At 65.5% G+C, this 15,209-nt stretch carries 12 protein-coding genes; 10 read left to right on the top strand and 2 right to left on the bottom strand.

All coding sequences use genetic code 11. From position 1 onward, the window contains the following. Positions 1 to 28: 28 nt before the first annotated feature. The 5 genes from ACO2Q4_RS15265 (at position 29) to ACO2Q4_RS15245 (ending at position 6,233) form a co-directional block, all read left to right on the top strand. Positions 29 to 2,401 carry a DUF1989 domain-containing protein gene (locus tag ACO2Q4_RS15265; RefSeq protein ID WP_423320330.1) on the top strand — a complete coding sequence of 791 codons (2,373 nt, stop codon included), beginning with the start codon at positions 29 to 31 and terminating at the stop codon, positions 2,399 to 2,401. A gap of 38 nt (positions 2,402 to 2,439) precedes the next feature. Then, on the top strand, positions 2,440 to 3,579 hold the full coding sequence (locus tag ACO2Q4_RS15260; RefSeq protein ID WP_423320328.1) for an aminomethyltransferase family protein: 1,140 nt from the start codon (positions 2,440 to 2,442) through the stop codon (positions 3,577 to 3,579). Between the two features lie 69 nt (positions 3,580 to 3,648). After that, complete coding sequence (locus tag ACO2Q4_RS15255; RefSeq protein ID WP_311759544.1) at positions 3,649 to 4,251, top strand: dimethylamine monooxygenase subunit DmmA family protein; 603 nt, start codon at positions 3,649 to 3,651, stop codon at positions 4,249 to 4,251. Beyond that, the gene (locus ACO2Q4_RS15250) at positions 4,251 to 5,180 is read left to right on the top strand and encodes a PDR/VanB family oxidoreductase (RefSeq protein WP_311759543.1); all 930 of its coding nucleotides are present in this window, start codon (positions 4,251 to 4,253) and stop codon (positions 5,178 to 5,180) included. Before ACO2Q4_RS15255 ends, ACO2Q4_RS15250 begins: the two co-directional genes overlap by 1 nt. A gap of 12 nt (positions 5,181 to 5,192) precedes the next feature. Then, positions 5,193 to 6,233: a heme-dependent oxidative N-demethylase family protein gene (locus tag ACO2Q4_RS15245; RefSeq protein ID WP_395133889.1), complete on the top strand. Its 1,041-nt coding sequence runs from the start codon at positions 5,193 to 5,195 to the stop codon at positions 6,231 to 6,233. Between the two features lie 52 nt (positions 6,234 to 6,285). On the opposite strand, the gene ACO2Q4_RS15240 is transcribed toward ACO2Q4_RS15245, so the two are convergent. Together ACO2Q4_RS15240 and ACO2Q4_RS15235 are read right to left on the bottom strand one after the other, a co-directional pair. Next, the gene (locus ACO2Q4_RS15240) at positions 6,286 to 8,082 is read right to left on the bottom strand and encodes an APC family permease (protein ID WP_311759541.1); all 1,797 of its coding nucleotides are present in this window, start codon (positions 8,080 to 8,082) and stop codon (positions 6,286 to 6,288) included. A gap of 246 nt (positions 8,083 to 8,328) precedes the next feature. Then, a complete protein-coding gene (locus tag ACO2Q4_RS15235; protein WP_311759540.1) occupies positions 8,329 to 9,306 on the bottom strand; it encodes a GlxA family transcriptional regulator in 978 nt (325 codons plus the stop codon). 136 nt (positions 9,307 to 9,442) lie between these two features. Between ACO2Q4_RS15235 and ACO2Q4_RS15230 the strand changes: the two genes are divergently transcribed. From ACO2Q4_RS15230 to folD, 5 genes are all read left to right on the top strand, one after another. Next, entirely contained in the window at positions 9,443 to 10,693 is a 1,251-nt protein-coding gene (locus ACO2Q4_RS15230; protein WP_311759539.1) for a sarcosine oxidase subunit beta family protein, read from the top strand. A gap of 25 nt (positions 10,694 to 10,718) precedes the next feature. Beyond that, entirely contained in the window at positions 10,719 to 11,000 is a 282-nt protein-coding gene (locus tag ACO2Q4_RS15225) for a sarcosine oxidase subunit delta (RefSeq protein ID WP_395133885.1), read from the top strand. Further along, entirely contained in the window at positions 10,997 to 13,927 is a 2,931-nt protein-coding gene (locus tag ACO2Q4_RS15220) for a sarcosine oxidase subunit alpha family protein (protein ID WP_423320324.1), read from the top strand. The genes ACO2Q4_RS15225 and ACO2Q4_RS15220 overlap by 4 nt, the downstream gene beginning before the upstream one ends. Then, positions 13,920 to 14,468, top strand: coding sequence for a sarcosine oxidase subunit gamma (locus tag ACO2Q4_RS15215; RefSeq protein ID WP_423320322.1), 549 nt, complete (start codon positions 13,920 to 13,922; stop codon positions 14,466 to 14,468). Before ACO2Q4_RS15220 ends, ACO2Q4_RS15215 begins: the two co-directional genes overlap by 8 nt. Continuing rightward, positions 14,465 to 15,209: bifunctional methylenetetrahydrofolate dehydrogenase/methenyltetrahydrofolate cyclohydrolase FolD (gene folD, locus ACO2Q4_RS15210; protein ID WP_423320320.1), on the top strand; the 745-nt coding region annotated here is incomplete at its 3' end. The genes ACO2Q4_RS15215 and folD, both read left to right, overlap by 4 nt.

Raw genomic sequence — 15,209 nt, 5'->3', positions numbered from 1 at the left:
CTCCTCTTTTTCTGCAAGGCATGGTGCAATGACCAGCGTCACCTATCCCCGCCTGTTCCGTCCCGGTCCACCGCAGCCCAGTGGGCTGCGCGTGGCATCGGCGGTGGGCAAGGCCCCGACGGAAGAACGCCACACCGTCCCCGGTGCCGGCGGACTACTTCTGGCGCTGGCCGAGGGCGACCACGTCGCCGTCATCAATGCCGAAGGCGCCCAGCGGGCTGAGATCATCGCCGCCGGAATGGACGGGCGGACCGATGGCACGGTCCTGGGTGTTCCCGCGCAGGACGAACCCCACGGTCTGCGTCGCGCGCTGACGTCGGGCGAAGAAAGCCTGACCCGGCTTCGCCGTGGCATCGCCGCGCGCGGCATCGATCTTGGCAAGCCCTGCGCCACCGTGGTTTTCGGGGCGGACAGCCCGGCGGGCGACCGGGTCGAGTTCACGGCGGCCCAGCCCGGTTGGCTGATCGTCGCCGCCCCTGCCGATCCGATGGATCCGGAAAGCGGAGAAACCGCGACCCCCCTGACGCTGCTGATCAGGCGCGCGCGGCCCCGCGCGATGCAGGGGTTCGAACTGCCCGACCCGCTGGCCGACCCGATCCTGGACATCCGCATCAAGTCCGCGACGGCCAGCGCCTATCTGGTCCGCGCCGGTGAATATATCCAGGTCCTTGATGTCGACGGACGCCAATGCACCGATTTTCAGTGCTTCGACGCAAGGAAGCTTGACCGCGGCATCCAGAACCCTCTGGACGTCACCACGACGCGTACGATCCTTGGCCACAGCTATGCGATGCCAGGCCTGCATTCGAAATATTTCGACCAGGACATGACGCCGCTGATCGAGGTCGTGCAGGACACCTGTGGCCGGCACGATGCCTTTGCCATGGCCTGCGCGTCCAAGTATTACGACGATATCGGATATCCGGGGCACGCCAACTGCTCGGACAACTTCAATGCCGCGCTGAAGCCCTATGGGGTCGATCCGCGCAAGGGCTGGATGGCCGCGAACTTCTTCTTCAACACCTGGATCGACGCGCATGGCGTGCTGATGACGGACGAGCCGTGGTCTCGGCCCGGCGATTACGTCCTGATGCGCGCGCTGACCGATATCGTCTGCGTGTCCTCGGCCTGCCCGGATGACACCTCTCCCGCCAATGGCTGGCACCTGAGCGACATCCATGTCCGCAGCTATGCCGCCAATGAGCGGTTCCAACGCGCCGTCGCCTGGCGCCCCATGCCGGATTCCGAGCCAATCATGACCCGCCAGACCGCCTTCCATCACCAGTTCGCCGCGCTGACCCGCGATTTTGTCGAATACAAGGGTTTCTGGCTGCCCAGCACCTTCCCGAATTCAAGCCCGGAAGAGGAATACCGCGCCTGCCGCGAAGGCGTGGTGGCGATGGACCTGTCGGCGCTGCGCAAGTTCGAGGTGACCGGCCCCGATGCCGAGGCATTGATGCAATGGGTGCTGACGCGGGACGTAAAGAAGCTGGGCAATGGCCAGGTCGTTTATTCCGCGATGTGCTATCCGCATGGCGGCATGATCGACGACGGCACGCTGTTCCGCATGGGTCCGGACCGCTTCCGCTGGATCGGCGGCAGCGATTACGGCGGGGAATGGATGCGCGAACAGGCCGAGGCGCTTGGCCTGAACGTGATGATCCGCTCCTCGACCGACCAGTTGCACAACCTCGCGGTGCAGGGTCCGAAAAGCCGCGATCTTGTGGACGAAGTGATCTGGACCGCGCCGCACCAGACCGCGATCCAGGAACTGGGCTGGTTCCGCTGGACGCCCGGTCGCGTCGGCGGCCCCGAAGGCGCGCCGGTCGTCGTCTCGCGCACCGGCTATACCGGCGAACTGGGCTATGAGATATTCTGCCACCCGAAGGACGGCGCGGCTGTGTTCGAAGCCGTGTTTAAGGCGGGCGCTCCACGCGGGATCAAGCCAATGGGCCTTGCCGCGCTGGACCTGCTCAGGATCGAGGCGGGACTGGTCTTTGCCGATTACGAATTCACCGACCAGACTGACCCGTTCGAGGCGGGCGTGGGCTTCACCGTGCCGCTGAAATCCAAGACCGACGATTTCGTCGGGCGCGAGGCGCTGATCCGGCGCAAGGAAACCCCCCGAAGCAAGCTGGTCGGGCTGGTGATCGAAAGCCGCATTCCCGCCCATCACGGCGACTGCCTGCATGTCGGGCGCGCGCAGGTGGGCGAGATCACCTCGGCCATGTGGTCGCCGTTGCTGGACAGCCAGATCGCGCTGGCCCGCGTCGATGTGACCCATGCCACCGAGGACACCACGATCGAGGTCGGCAAGCTTGACGGGCAGCAAAAGCGCCTGCCCGCGCGCATCACCGCCTTCCCCCATTACGACCCGAAAAAGGAACGGCCGCGGTCCTGAGACGGGCGCGGAGTCAGAGACAACACGGAGGAAAGAACATGACAGCATCCTGGCGCTTCTCGACCCTTGCCGATCGCCACCGCGCGCTTGGGTCCGAGCTTGAGGACTGGAGCGGCATGGGCACCGCCTGGTCCTATGCCAAGGGCGACCCTGATGCCGAATACATGGCCATCCGCATCAAGGCCGGGCTGATGGACGTCTCGGGCCTGAAAAAGGTCCATATCACCGGCCCCGCCGCCAGCCACGTCATTGACCGCGCGACGACGCGGAACATGGAAAAGCTGATGCCGGGCCGGTCGGTCTATGCCACGATGCTAAACGACGCGGGCAAGTTCGTCGACGATTGCGTCGTCTATCGTACCGGCCCGAATGCCTTCATGGTCGTCCACGGCTCGGGCCAGGGGTTCGAGCAGTTGAGCATGGCGGCAAATGGCCGCGATGTCGCGATCCGCTTTGACGACAACCTGCATGACCTGTCGCTGCAAGGGCCGCTGGCCGTCGACTATCTGGCCAAGCATGTGCCGGGCATCCGCGAGCTGCCCTATTTTGCGCATCTGCAGACCTCGCTGTTCGGCAAGCCCGCAATGATCTCGCGCACGGGTTATACCGGCGAGCGCGGGTATGAACTGTTCGTGCGCGGCCAGGACGCGCCGATGGTCTGGGACCGCATCCTTGAGGAAGGCGCCGAGATGGGGATCATCCCCTGCCGGTTCACCACGCTCGACATGCTTCGGACTGAAAGCTACCTGCTGTTCTTCCCCTACGACAACTCCGAGATGTACCCCTTTGCGGATCAGCCCGGCGGCGACACGCTGTGGGAATTGGGGCTGGACTTCACCGTTTCGCCCGGCAAGCAGGGCTTCCGCGGTGCCGACGAACATTACCGCCTGAAGGGCAAGGAACGTTTCAAGATCTGGGGCCTGAAGCTGGAAGGCGACAAAGTTCCCGGAAACGGCGCTCCGGTCCTGCGCGACGGCAAGCAGATCGGCGTCGTGACTCAGGCCATGCATTCTCCGCTGAACAACTGGACCGTCGCGATCGCGCGCCTGCCGGTCGACTGCGCCAATGACGGGACCAAGCTGACCGTGAACTGCGAGACGCATGGCCAGATCGCCGCGACGACCGGGACCATGCCCTTCTTCGATCCCGACAAGAAGCGTCGTACCGCCAAAGGATAGGCCCCCCTGGCCGGGGGGCGTCCGACACTCCCTCCGGCAGCCTTTTGCAACCTGCCAGGGATGATTGGAATGAGCGCCACCCCACCACCACCTGCACCGATTGCCAGCCGGCCCCGTTATGCCCGTCTTCAGACGCGGCGCTGCGGGGCCGCGCTGATGGTTGCGGACAAATCCGGCGCAGCCGCCCTGCTTGCGCTGGCCGATGACGCCCCCGAACTTATGTCCAAGGCCAGCGTGGTCTTGTGCGATGCAGCCGAACACGCCCCCGCCCTGCAGGCGCGCGGGGCGGCGCGGCTTTTGCAAACCTCGTCTACGGCCGGGCTTTCGCCGGCGATCGCGACGCTGCTTGGCGACGCGCGCATGGGCCTTCAGGTCTTTCTGGCCGGGGCCGAGGGACTGATCGCGCAGGTCCAGTCGCAACTGCTGTCGGCGGGCGTGCCCTTGGGCGCGATCCAGGCCGAGCATCGCGGCACCGCCGCACGGCGGATGCAATGCGTCCATTGCAAGACCGTGGCCGAGGATGTGACCGTCGATCCCTACATCTGCCCCGGCTGCGGGCGGTCGCTTTATGTGCGCGACCATTTCTCGCGCCGGGTGGGGGCGTTCCAGGGCGTCTGCATCGATGCCGAAACACCGGGCGAAGTGCCTGAATCCGTGGAGATCCGGATCTGATGCAAACCTTGAAACTGACTCGCAAGGAACCGCTTTCCCCCCGTATCACACGGTTCCGCTTTGAACATCCGGAAGGTGCGCCCCTGCCGGTCTTTTCCGGCGGCGCCCATGTCATGGTCGAGATGCAGGACGGTCCCGTCCTGCGCCGCAACGCCTATTCACTGATCTCGGACCCGCTGGATTGCTCGGGCTATGAAATCGCCGTCCAGCGCGAGGATCATGGCCGCGGCGGCTCGTTGTTCATGCACCGTGACGCCCAGCCCGGAATGCTGATGCAGATCGGGCCGGCGGTGAACCTGTTCTCGCTGAACCTGGCCGCGCGTAAGCACCTGCTGATCGCGGGCGGAGTCGGGATCACGCCCTTTTTGGCTCAATTGCCGGAGCTGGCGCGGCTGGGCGCGGCCTATGAGTTGCATTACGCGGTCCGGGCGCGGGACGAATTGGCGGCCCTGCCGATGCTGCCCGACACGACCCGGTTGCATGTCAGCGGCGAAGGCTCGCGCATGGATCTTGACGCGATCCTGTCGGCACAGCCGCTGGGCACGCATCTGTACGTCTGCGGCTCGGCCCGGATGATCGAAACGGTGCTGGACACGGCCGCCGCGCTTGGCTGGCCGGGCGATACCCTGCATGCCGAGGAATTCCTTGCACCCGCGCCGGGCGAACCTTTCGAGGTCGCCTGTGCGCGATCCAACCGCACCCTGACCGTCGGCCCGCATCAAAGCATGCTCGAGGCACTTGAAGCCGCGGGGATCGATGCACCATGGCTGTGTCGCGGCGGTGCCTGCGGGCAATGCGAAACCGACGTCCTGTCCTGCGACGGGACGATCGACCATCACGACCACTGGCTGGAACCCGAGGAACGCAAGCGCAAGATCATGCCCTGCGTTTCCCGATTCCGGGGCAGGCTTCTGACCATCGACCGATAGGGAATCCCCGTGATGATCATGCAATTCAACAAAGAGACCTTCCGCGGCGATTACAGCTACTACAACTCTCCCGCCGCAATCCGACGCTTTCCGTTCCCCTTCGACCGGGACGAATACATGTATTCGGTCAATATGGAGCCGCATAAGGGCGGCCCAGATGGGAGTGTCTTCCAGGCCCGCTTCGACGTCGACGAACATTACGTCGCCGAGATGGAAGACCGCGCCATCACCCTGATGCGCGATCCGGGCCGTTGCCAGTCACTGCCGCACATGACGCTGGCCGGCTGGGACTTGCTGGAACTGATCATGACCAGCAAGGCCGAGGATTACCCCGAACATTTCGAACTGCATCGTGACGGGGACCGCTGGCGCTGGATCAACAGGCCGCTGGGGATCGACGAGACCTTCACCTTCCTTGACGAATCCACCCTGCCCTATGGCCCGATGGAATACATCACCCGCCAGACCCAGGGGGATTTCGCGGTTCTGGACCAGCGTGAGGGCAACCTGTGGATGGATGCCGGCATGGTCACAAGCCAGGCGGACTGGAGCCTGGACTTCGACATCGGCATGAATTTCTTCGAATGGCACGCCCCGGTGCCACGCGCGGCCGAAATGGGGATCTTTCAGCGGGCACTGAAATTCCTGCTGAACGTCCGCCAGGACACGCCCGCGCGGCGGCTGAACTGGACCATGACGGTAAATCCACGGCTGGACACCAGCCCCGAGACCTATCCCGAATGGGGCCCGGAAAAGCGCAGCCTGACCCCCGAAAACCTGGGACAGAAACAGTATCTGCGGGTCGAGCTGCAATCCTTCTGGCGGCTGCCGCGTTCGAACGGGCTGGCCTTTCCGATCCGCTGCTATCTGATTTCGTTGCAGGACCTGGTGACGGTGCCGAAATGGGGACGCCGGTTCCACCGCGTGCTGCGTGACTTGCCCGAGGATCTGGCGACCTACAAGGGCTTCCTGGTCAACCGCCCGATGATCGTCGACTATCTGTCGCGCTTTGACGACGGGGCGCCGACCTCTCCGGGCATCTATCCGGACTGAGACGCCTGGCCGTGTCGGGATGGGGCTGGCCCTTGAGGCCAGCCCCTTTGATTTACGTGGGTAGCACGAAGAACCAGTTCGCCCAGGCCACCAGAACAGCCCCGGCGATCAGCGCGAGATAGGGCAGGATGCCGGCGCGCCGCGGTCCAAGGCTGGTATCGTCATTGCTGAGACCCAGATCCTCCATCGCTTCTTTCGGGAAGCGACCCTTGTCGACGATGTAATGTCGCCAGCAGAAGACCGGGATGATCAGCGCGGCAAAGATCAGCCCCGAGACCAGCGCGTTGGAATAGCCCCAGACCTTGGCACCCGCGCCCAGGAACAGCGCGTTGACGAAGGCCAGCACCGTGTTCAGACCGATCAGCAGCACCGGTGCCTTCCATGGCCGCGGCAGATGCGGGCTGTCGATACGGTGGATCCAGCCGGCGTTCAGGTTCAGGAAGTTGAACATGATGTAGCCGACGTTCGAGATCGCGAGGACATAGAAATATCCGCTCGCATCCGAGGCCAGCGCCAGCAGGAACAGGTTGAAGGCAAAGTCGGTCCACATTGCGCTGGTCGGCGCGCCCTGTTCGTTCACATGGCCCAAATAATGGGGCAACCAGCCATCGCGCGAGCCTTGGTACAGCGTGCGCGAGGACCCCGCCATCGCGGTCATGATCGACAGAAACAGCGCCAGGATCATCAGGATGGTGAACAGTTGCGCGATCACCGGCCCTGCCCCGATCATCCCGCCAAGCGCCTCGGCCACGCCGGTGCCGTCGATGATGCCCGGCGCCAGCATCCCCTCCAGCCCCAGGACGCCCTGAAACGAGAAGGGGATCAGGATAAAGAACACGCAGCACAGCAGGCCCGAGAAGAAGATCGCCTTGAACGTGTCGCGCCGCGGATCACGCAGTTCGCGGGTATAGCAGACCGCCGTTTCGAACCCATAGGTCGACCAGGCCGCGATATAAAGCCCGCCCAGGACCAGCGTCCAGCCGCCGACATTCCAAGCCCCGTTTTCGCCTGAATAGGCGGCGGTGGGCGGGACCAGCGCGGTAACGTTCGAATAGTCGATCGCTCCGGAGAAGATCGGCACCAGACCGACCAGCAGCAGCGGCACCAGCACGATGATCGCCAGCCATTTCTGCGCCACAGCGGTCGAGGACACCCCCCTGTGCTGGATCGCAATGATCAGCAGCATCAACACCGTCCCGATCACGAAGGTCGCGTTCAGGTGCAGCGAGCCAAGGCCGGGGATCGGCAGTTCCAGCGCAGACCAGGTCCGGATCGCGGGAGTCAGCGCGGCGACCGCATCGGTGGTCAGCAGCGACCGGATCGCATCGGCCTCGGGGATCGCGGGATTGGCGGCCAGGTATTCCGCGACGCGCGGGCTGCCCGGTGGCAGGCTGGCCAGATGGGCCGTGACCCAGTCCAGCACCGGCTGCGAGGTCGCCAGTGGCACCGGGAACAGCGCGTTCAGCACATAGCCCGCGGCGATGGCGCAGCCAAGCGACAGGACAGGCGACCAGGCGAACCAGTTGCACCAGACCGACAGCGGCGCGATCAGCTTGGAATAGCGCAACCAGGCGGTCGCGCCATAGACCGAGGTGCCGCCCGACTTGTTGCCGAACATGCCCGCCATCTCGGCATAGGTGAAGGATTGCAGGAACCCCATCAGCATGGACACGGTCCACACCACGAAGGCGACCTTGCCGGTGGTTCCGGCGATCCCTCCGATCGAAAACAGGACCAGCGGCGGCACGCCCGCCGCGATCCAGAACGCGCCTTTCCAGCTGAGCGAGCGGATCAGTGAGCCCTGATCCTCCGTCGCAGCCGAAGACGTCTCGGTAGATACCGAAGACATGACACCCTCTCCATCAGACAGTTCCCCATTGTTATCGTTTTCAGGGCCGCGGCCTCGTTTCTCGGACCGTCGTTCCCGCTGGAGCTCATGCGGCGCGCAGTTGGATTTTCCAGCCTTACTGCGTCAATTCGTCGCGTTTCGCCCTTGCGGAAAGGCTGTGCCGAAAGGCCCCGACAGGCAAGAAAAACTTACGCTCAGGAATATTATTTTCCTCTCCCGGCCAGTCCACGCGGGCTGCGGAAGGGATCAGGCCGATGCCCTGCCGGGGCGCGCGCCCTGCCTGCGACGGCTGGGTGTCATCCCGTATCGTTCTGCAAAGCATCGGGAAAAATGCGCGGCGCTGACAAAGCCGGTGATCAGCGCGATGTCCAGGACCGACAACGCGCTTTGCTGGATCAGCTCGTCGGCTTTTTTCAGCCGCATCTCGCGATAGAACTGCATCATCGAGCAGCCAAGCTGATCGTTGAACAACCGCTGCAACTGGCGCGGGCTGCACCCGGCCTGCGCGGCAAGCTGTCCGGGCGAAAGCGGGTCGGACAGGTGGCTGAACATCAGGTCGACCGCCGCCGCCAACATCGGATGGCGCAGGTCGAACCGTTCCGCGGTCGGGGATTGCTGCGGCTCGTCCGCGCCGCGGGTGCGGGGGTGGATGAACCAGTCCGCGACGCTGCGGGCAAATTCGGCCCCGTGGTCGCGGGCAATCAGCGCGCACATCATGTCCAGCGCCGCGACGCCCCCCGCGCATGTATAGCGGTCGCGGTCCACGACATACAGGGCTCGGTCGATCAGCAGGTCGGGCATGTTCTCGGCCAGCGCATCGATATGGGCCCAATGCAGGGTGAAGCGCCGCCCCTCCATCAGCCCTAGCCGTGCCAGGATTGCGGCACCGCCGGAAATCCCGCCCAGCCGGACCTTGCCCGCCTGCAGGGACCGCAGGCCACGGGCCAGCGCCGCATCCTCATATCGCAGCGGATTGCCACCGGCGACGACAAAGGCAAGATCCATCGGCCCCGCCTCGGCCAGCCGCAGCGTCGGGAATCCCCCGCCCGAGGTCGAGGCCGAGAAGCCTCCTTCGACCGAGTAATAGCCCGGCCGGTAAAGCTCGTGCCCAGCCAGATGATTCGCCGCGCGCAGCGGCTCGACCGCCGAGGTCAGCGACATCAGCGAGTAATCACGCGTCAGGATGAAGCCGACGCGCAGGGGCGCTGGCGGGGTCGTGGGCATGGCGAAACCTCGTCTTCACGAAAATATATCCCGGCCTGTCCGCAACAGGCAAGAACCTGTCCCCCAAGGGCAAACGAACGCCCCTTGCCGGGGCTAATCTGAAGGTCAAGGACAACGAAGCGAGAAAGCAGGAACCGTGAGATATTCGGGGCTTAGGGTCATCAAGGAGGCGCTGACCGGCCATAAGGGCTGGAAGCCAATCTGGCGCAATCCTGATCCGCAACCCGCCTATGATTATGTGATCGTGGGTGGCGGCGGACATGGTCTTGCGACCGCCTATTATCTGGCGAACACCTTCAGGAAGGCGCGCATCGCGGTCCTGGAGAAAGGGTGGCTCGGCTCGGGCAATATCGGGCGGAACACGACGATCATCCGCTCGAACTACCTGCTGCCGGGAAACGAGCCCTTCTATGAATTCTCGATGAAGCTCTGGGAAGGGCTGGAGCAGGAATTCAACTTCAACGCGATGGTCAGCCAGCGCGGCATTCTGAACTTGCTGCATACCGACGCGCAGCGCGACGCTTATCGCCGGCGCGGGAACGCGATGCGGCTTGCCGGGGCCGATGCCGAGCTTCTGGACCAGGCCGGCGTGCGCGCCATGTATCCCTGGCTGAACTTCGACAATGCCCGTTTCCCGATCAAGGGCGGGCTGATGCAGCGTCGCGCCGGAACCGCGCGCCATGACGGCGTCGCCTGGGGCTATGCCCGTGGCGCGGATCGGGCCGGTGTCGACCTGATCCAGAACTGCGAAGTCACCGGCATGCGGATCGAGAACGGGCGTCTTCGCGGCCTTGAAACCTCGCGCGGCTATATTGCGGCGGGCAAGGTCGGCGTCGCGGTCGCCGGTTCGACCGGGCGCGTCATGGCGATGGCCGGGATGCGGATGCCGATCGAAAGCCACGTGCTGCAAGCCTTCGTGTCCGAGGGGCTGAAGCCCACGATCGACGGTGTCATCACCTTTGGCGCGGGCCATTTCTATGTCAGCCAGTCGGACAAGGGCGGCTTGGTCTTTGGCGGCGATATCGACGGCTACAACTCCTACGCCCAACGCGGCAACATGGCGGTGGTCGAGGACGTGGCCCAGGGCGGCATGGCTTTGATGCCGATGATCGGCCGCGCGCGCCTGCTGCGCATCTGGGGCGGGATCATGGACATGTCGATGGACGGCAGTCCGATCATCGACAAGACCCCGGTCGAGGGCCTCTACCTGAATGCCGGCTGGTGCTATGGCGGCTTCAAGGCGACACCGGCCAGCGGCTATGCCTTCGCGCATCTGCTTGCAACCGACACCCCGCACGAAACCGCGCGCTTCCTGCGCCTTGATCGGTTCGAGCGCGGCTATCCCATCGACGAAAAAGGCATGGGCGCGACGCCCAACCTGCATTGAGCGCAATCCTGGACCGAAACCCGACATGCTGATCCCTCATCCCCTTCTCGGCCCGCGCGATTCTTCGGAATTCAGCTATCTGGGCGATGCCTCGCTGCTGGACCGGCCCGATGGCATGGCCGCGGACGCGGCCGCACGCTTCCATGAATATGTCCACCTGCGGGACAACCCCGCAGGCGTCCACCGCGAGCTGTGGTTCCACGAACAGGGCGACCGCTCGTGGCTGGTCGTAACCCGCAACACGCTGACGCATGAAATCCTGGGCGCGGAACTGGCCCGCGACGTGAAGAAGGGCGGTGCGGCATGACGCGGCTTTCCGGTGGGCTGGTCGATCGTTCGCGCAGCCTGAACTTTACCTTCGACGGCAAGACCTATCAGGGGCATGCGGGCGATACGCTGGCCTCGGCGCTGCTGGCCAACGACGTGCGGCTGATGGGCCGCAGCTTCAAGTATCACCGCCCGCGCGGCGTCTTTTCCTCGGGTTCCGAGGAGCCGAACGCCCTGGTCGAGCTGCGCAGCGGCCCCCGGCAAGAGCCGAACACCCGCGCCACCGTGACCGAGCTGTTCGACGGGCTTGAGGCGAAAAGCCAGAACCGCGTCGGCTCGCTCAGCTTCGACCTGCTGGCGGTCAACGACCTGATGTCGCCCTTCTTCGCAGCGGGTTTCTATTACAAGACCTTCATGTGGCCGAAGGCCTTCTGGGAAAAGCTGTACGAGCCGATGATCCGGCGCGCGGCAGGGCTGGGCAGCCTGACCCATCAGGCCGATCCGGACAGCTATGACGCGGGCTATCTGCATTGCGACCTGCTGGTGATCGGTGGCGGTGCGGCCGGGCTTGCGGCGGCGCTGACGGCGGCGCGCAGCGGGGCCCGCGTGATCCTCGCCGACGAGGATTTCCGCCTCGGCGGCCGCCTGCTTGCCGAAAGCAACCCGCTGGAGATGCCGGCCCCCGACTGGATCGCCGGTGTCGAGGCCGAATTCGCCAGCCTGCCGAACCTGCGCGTCATGCGCCGGACCACGGTCTGGGGCGCCTTCGACGACGGCGTCTATGGCGCGGTCGAGCGTGTGTCGGACCATCTTGCGGTGCCGGGCAAGCGCGTGCGCCAGACCCTGTGGAAGATCACCGCGCGGCGCGCCATCCTGGCCGCCGGCGCGACCGAGCGCCACATTCCCTTTGCCGACAACGACCGCCCCGGCATCATGCTGGCGGGCGCGATGCGGACCTATGCCAACCGGTGGGCGGTCAGCCCGGCCAAGCGCGTTGCGATCTTCACCAACAATGACGACGGCCATCGCACCGCGCTGGATCTGGCCGCCAAGGGGGTCGAGATCGCAGCCGTGATCGACGCCCGCAGCGGCGCGGCGTCGCAGGGTGGCTATCGCACCATCGCCGGCGGGCATGTGACGGGCAGCAAGGGCCGCCTGGGCCTGACCCGGATCGAGATCATGCAGGGCGGCAAGTCCGAATGGCTGGATTGCGGCGCGCTTGGCGTCACGGGCGGATGGAACCCGAACCTGCATCTTGCCTCGCATCACCGCGGTCGCCCGCAATGGGACGACGCCGCGCAGGCCTTCCTGGCGGAAGACGGCAATGTCCCGGGCCTGACCATCGCAGGCGCTGCGGCGGGCAAGGGCACGACCACGCAGGCTCTGGCCTCGGGGGCGGAAGCCGCGCGCGCGGCGCTGGAGGCGCTTGGCATCACCGCCACCCTGCCCGACCTGCCCAAGGCCGAGGACGCGGCGCAGAACCAGCACCCCCTTTGGCATGTCCCCGGCAAGGGCCGAGCCTGGGTCGATTTCCAGAACGACGTCACCGTCAAGGACATCAAGCTGGCGCATCAGGAAAACATGCGTCCGGTCGAACATCTGAAGCGCTGGACCACGCTGGGCATGGCCACAGATCAGGGCAAGACTGCGAACGTGACGGCGCTGGCGGTCATGGCGGAACTGACCGGCCGGACCATCAACCAGACCGGCACCACGATCTTCCGCCCGCCCTATACCCCGGTTTCCCTGTCGGTTCTGGGCGGAGGCGATACCGGGCCGCATTTCCGGCCCCGCCGCCTGACGCCCACCCATGAATGGGCCAAGGCGCAGGGCGCGGTCTTTGTCGAGGTCGGGCAATGGATGCGGGCGCAATACTTCCCGCAGCCGGGCGAGACGACCTGGCGCCAGACCGTGGATCGCGAGGTGTTGGCCACCCGCAAGGGCGTTGGCATCTGCGACGTGACCACGCTGGGCAAGATCGACGTGCAGGGGGCCGATGCGGCCGAATTCCTGGACCGCGTCTATGCCAACGCGATGAAAAGCCTGAAAGTCGGCATGGTCCGCTATGGCCTGATGCTGCGCGAGGACGGCTTTGCCTGGGACGACGGCACCTGTGCCCGTCTGGCCGAGGATCACTACGTCGTCACCACGACCACCGCAAATGCCGGCACCATCTATCGCCATATGGAGTTCTGCCGCCAAGGCCTGTGGCCGGATCTGGACGTGCAGCTGATCTCGACCACCGACGCCTGGGCGCAGATATCGCTCGCGGGACCGAATGCCCGCAAGCTGCTTGAGCGCGTGGTGGACGGGTTCGACCTGTCGAACGAGGCCTTCCCGTTCATGGCCTGCGCCCCCCTGACGGTGTGCGGCGGGTTGCGAGCGCGCCTGTTCCGCATCAGCTTCTCGGGCGAGCTGGCCTATGAGGTCGCGGTTCCTGCCCGCTATGGCCACGCGCTTATGGCCCGGCTGATCGAAAAAGGCGCTGATCTGGGCGCCACCCCCTACGGCACCGAGGCGCTTGGCGTCATGCGGATCGAAAAGGGCCATGCCGCCGGGAATGAGCTGAACGGCCAGACCACCGCGCAGATGCTGGGCATGGGCAAGATGGTCAGCACCAAGAAAGACTCGATCGGCGCGGTGATGTCGCGGCGCGCGGGCATGGTCGCCGAACGGCGCGTGCTGGTCGGGCTGCAACCTGTTGATGCCAGCGAACCGGTGGTCGCGGGTTCGCATCTTTTCACCGAAGGCGCGGCGCAGGGCACGGCGACGGATCAGGGCTGGATCACCTCGGCCTGCTTCTCGCCGCATGTCGGTTCGGCCATTGGCCTTGGCTACCTGGAAAATGGCGCGGAGCGCATGGGCGAGGTGATCGTCGCCGCAAACCCGCTGCAAGGGCAAAGCGTCGCCATGCGCGTCGTCTCGGCCCATTTCGTCGACCCCGAAGGAGTGCGTCTGCGTGACTGACCTGCAACCGATCTGTGCCCTCGGGGCGCCCACGCCGCGCACTGCCCGCTTCGGGGGGCTGTCGCTGGCCGAGAATTCTGACCTCGCGCTTGCCTCGGTGGCGCTGCGCCGCGGCGGTTCGGCCCCCGCCTTGCCCCTGCCGGGACCGGGCGAATGGGTCGAGGCGGATGGCATTGCCGCGTTCTGGACCGGTCCCGAACAATGGATGGTTGAGGGTCCGGGCCGCGCCGAGACGGATTTTGCCGCCGAGATCGCAACCCGCGCGCCCGGCGCCTCGGTGACCGAACAGACCGACGGCTTCGTGGCCTTCGAGGCCGAGGGGCCCGCCCCCGCCATCGTCCAGCTGCTGGAACGGCTGGTCAATGTCGATGCCGGGCGCTTCGGCCCCGGTTCGGCCACGCGGACCGGCTTTCACCATATGAGCATCTTCGTCATCCGTCGTGCCGAAAACCGGCTTGCGATCCTGGGCATGCGCTCGGCCGCGGGCACGATCTGGCACGGGCTTGCCGAGGCCGCCGAACGACTGGAGGTCGCGGCATGACGAACATCATCGACGGCAAGGCATTTGCCGCTGCGATCCGTGGCCGCGTCGCGGCCCACGTCACCGAGCTTTCTGGTTTGGGAATTGTTCCCGGTCTTGCGGTTGTGCTTGTTGGCGAGGATCCGGCATCGGAGGTTTATGTTCGCAACAAGGGCATCCAGACGCGCGAGGCGGGGATGAACTCGTGGGAGCACAAGCTGCCCGCCGACACCACGCAAGAGGCTCTGATGGCGCAGGTGGCGGCGCTGAATGCCGATCCGGCGGTGCACGGGATCCTGGTGCAGCTGCCGCTGCCCCGCCATCTTGACGCCGAGGCGGTGATCAACGCGATCGAGCCCGGAAAGGATGTCGACGGCTTCCACATCCTGAACGTGGGGCTGCTGGGGACCGGGCAGAAGGCGATGGTTCCCTGCACGCCGCTGGGCTGCCTGATGATGCTGCGCGACCGGCTGGGCGACCTGTCCGGGCTGAACGCGGTCGTGGTCGGGCGCAGCAACATCGTCGGCAAGCCGATGGCGCAACTGCTGCTGGGCGACAGCTGCACGGTGACCATCGCCCACAGCCGGACCAAGAACCTGGCCGAGGTCTGCCGGGGCGCCGACATCCTGGTCGCGGCGGTCGGTCGTCCGAAGATGATCCCCGGCGACTGGATCAAGCCGGGCGCGACGGTGATCGATGTCGGCATCAACCGCATCGACGAGGGCGGCCGCACCCGCCTGGTCGGCGATGTCGATTTCGAGA

This window comes from Paracoccus sp. KR1-242 (genome assembly GCF_049446195.1).
GTDB classification, from domain to species: domain Bacteria; phylum Pseudomonadota; class Alphaproteobacteria; order Rhodobacterales; family Rhodobacteraceae; genus Paracoccus; species Paracoccus broussonetiae.
Note: the sequence above shows the minus strand (reverse complement) of the source record. Positions and strands in the feature narration are given on the sequence as shown.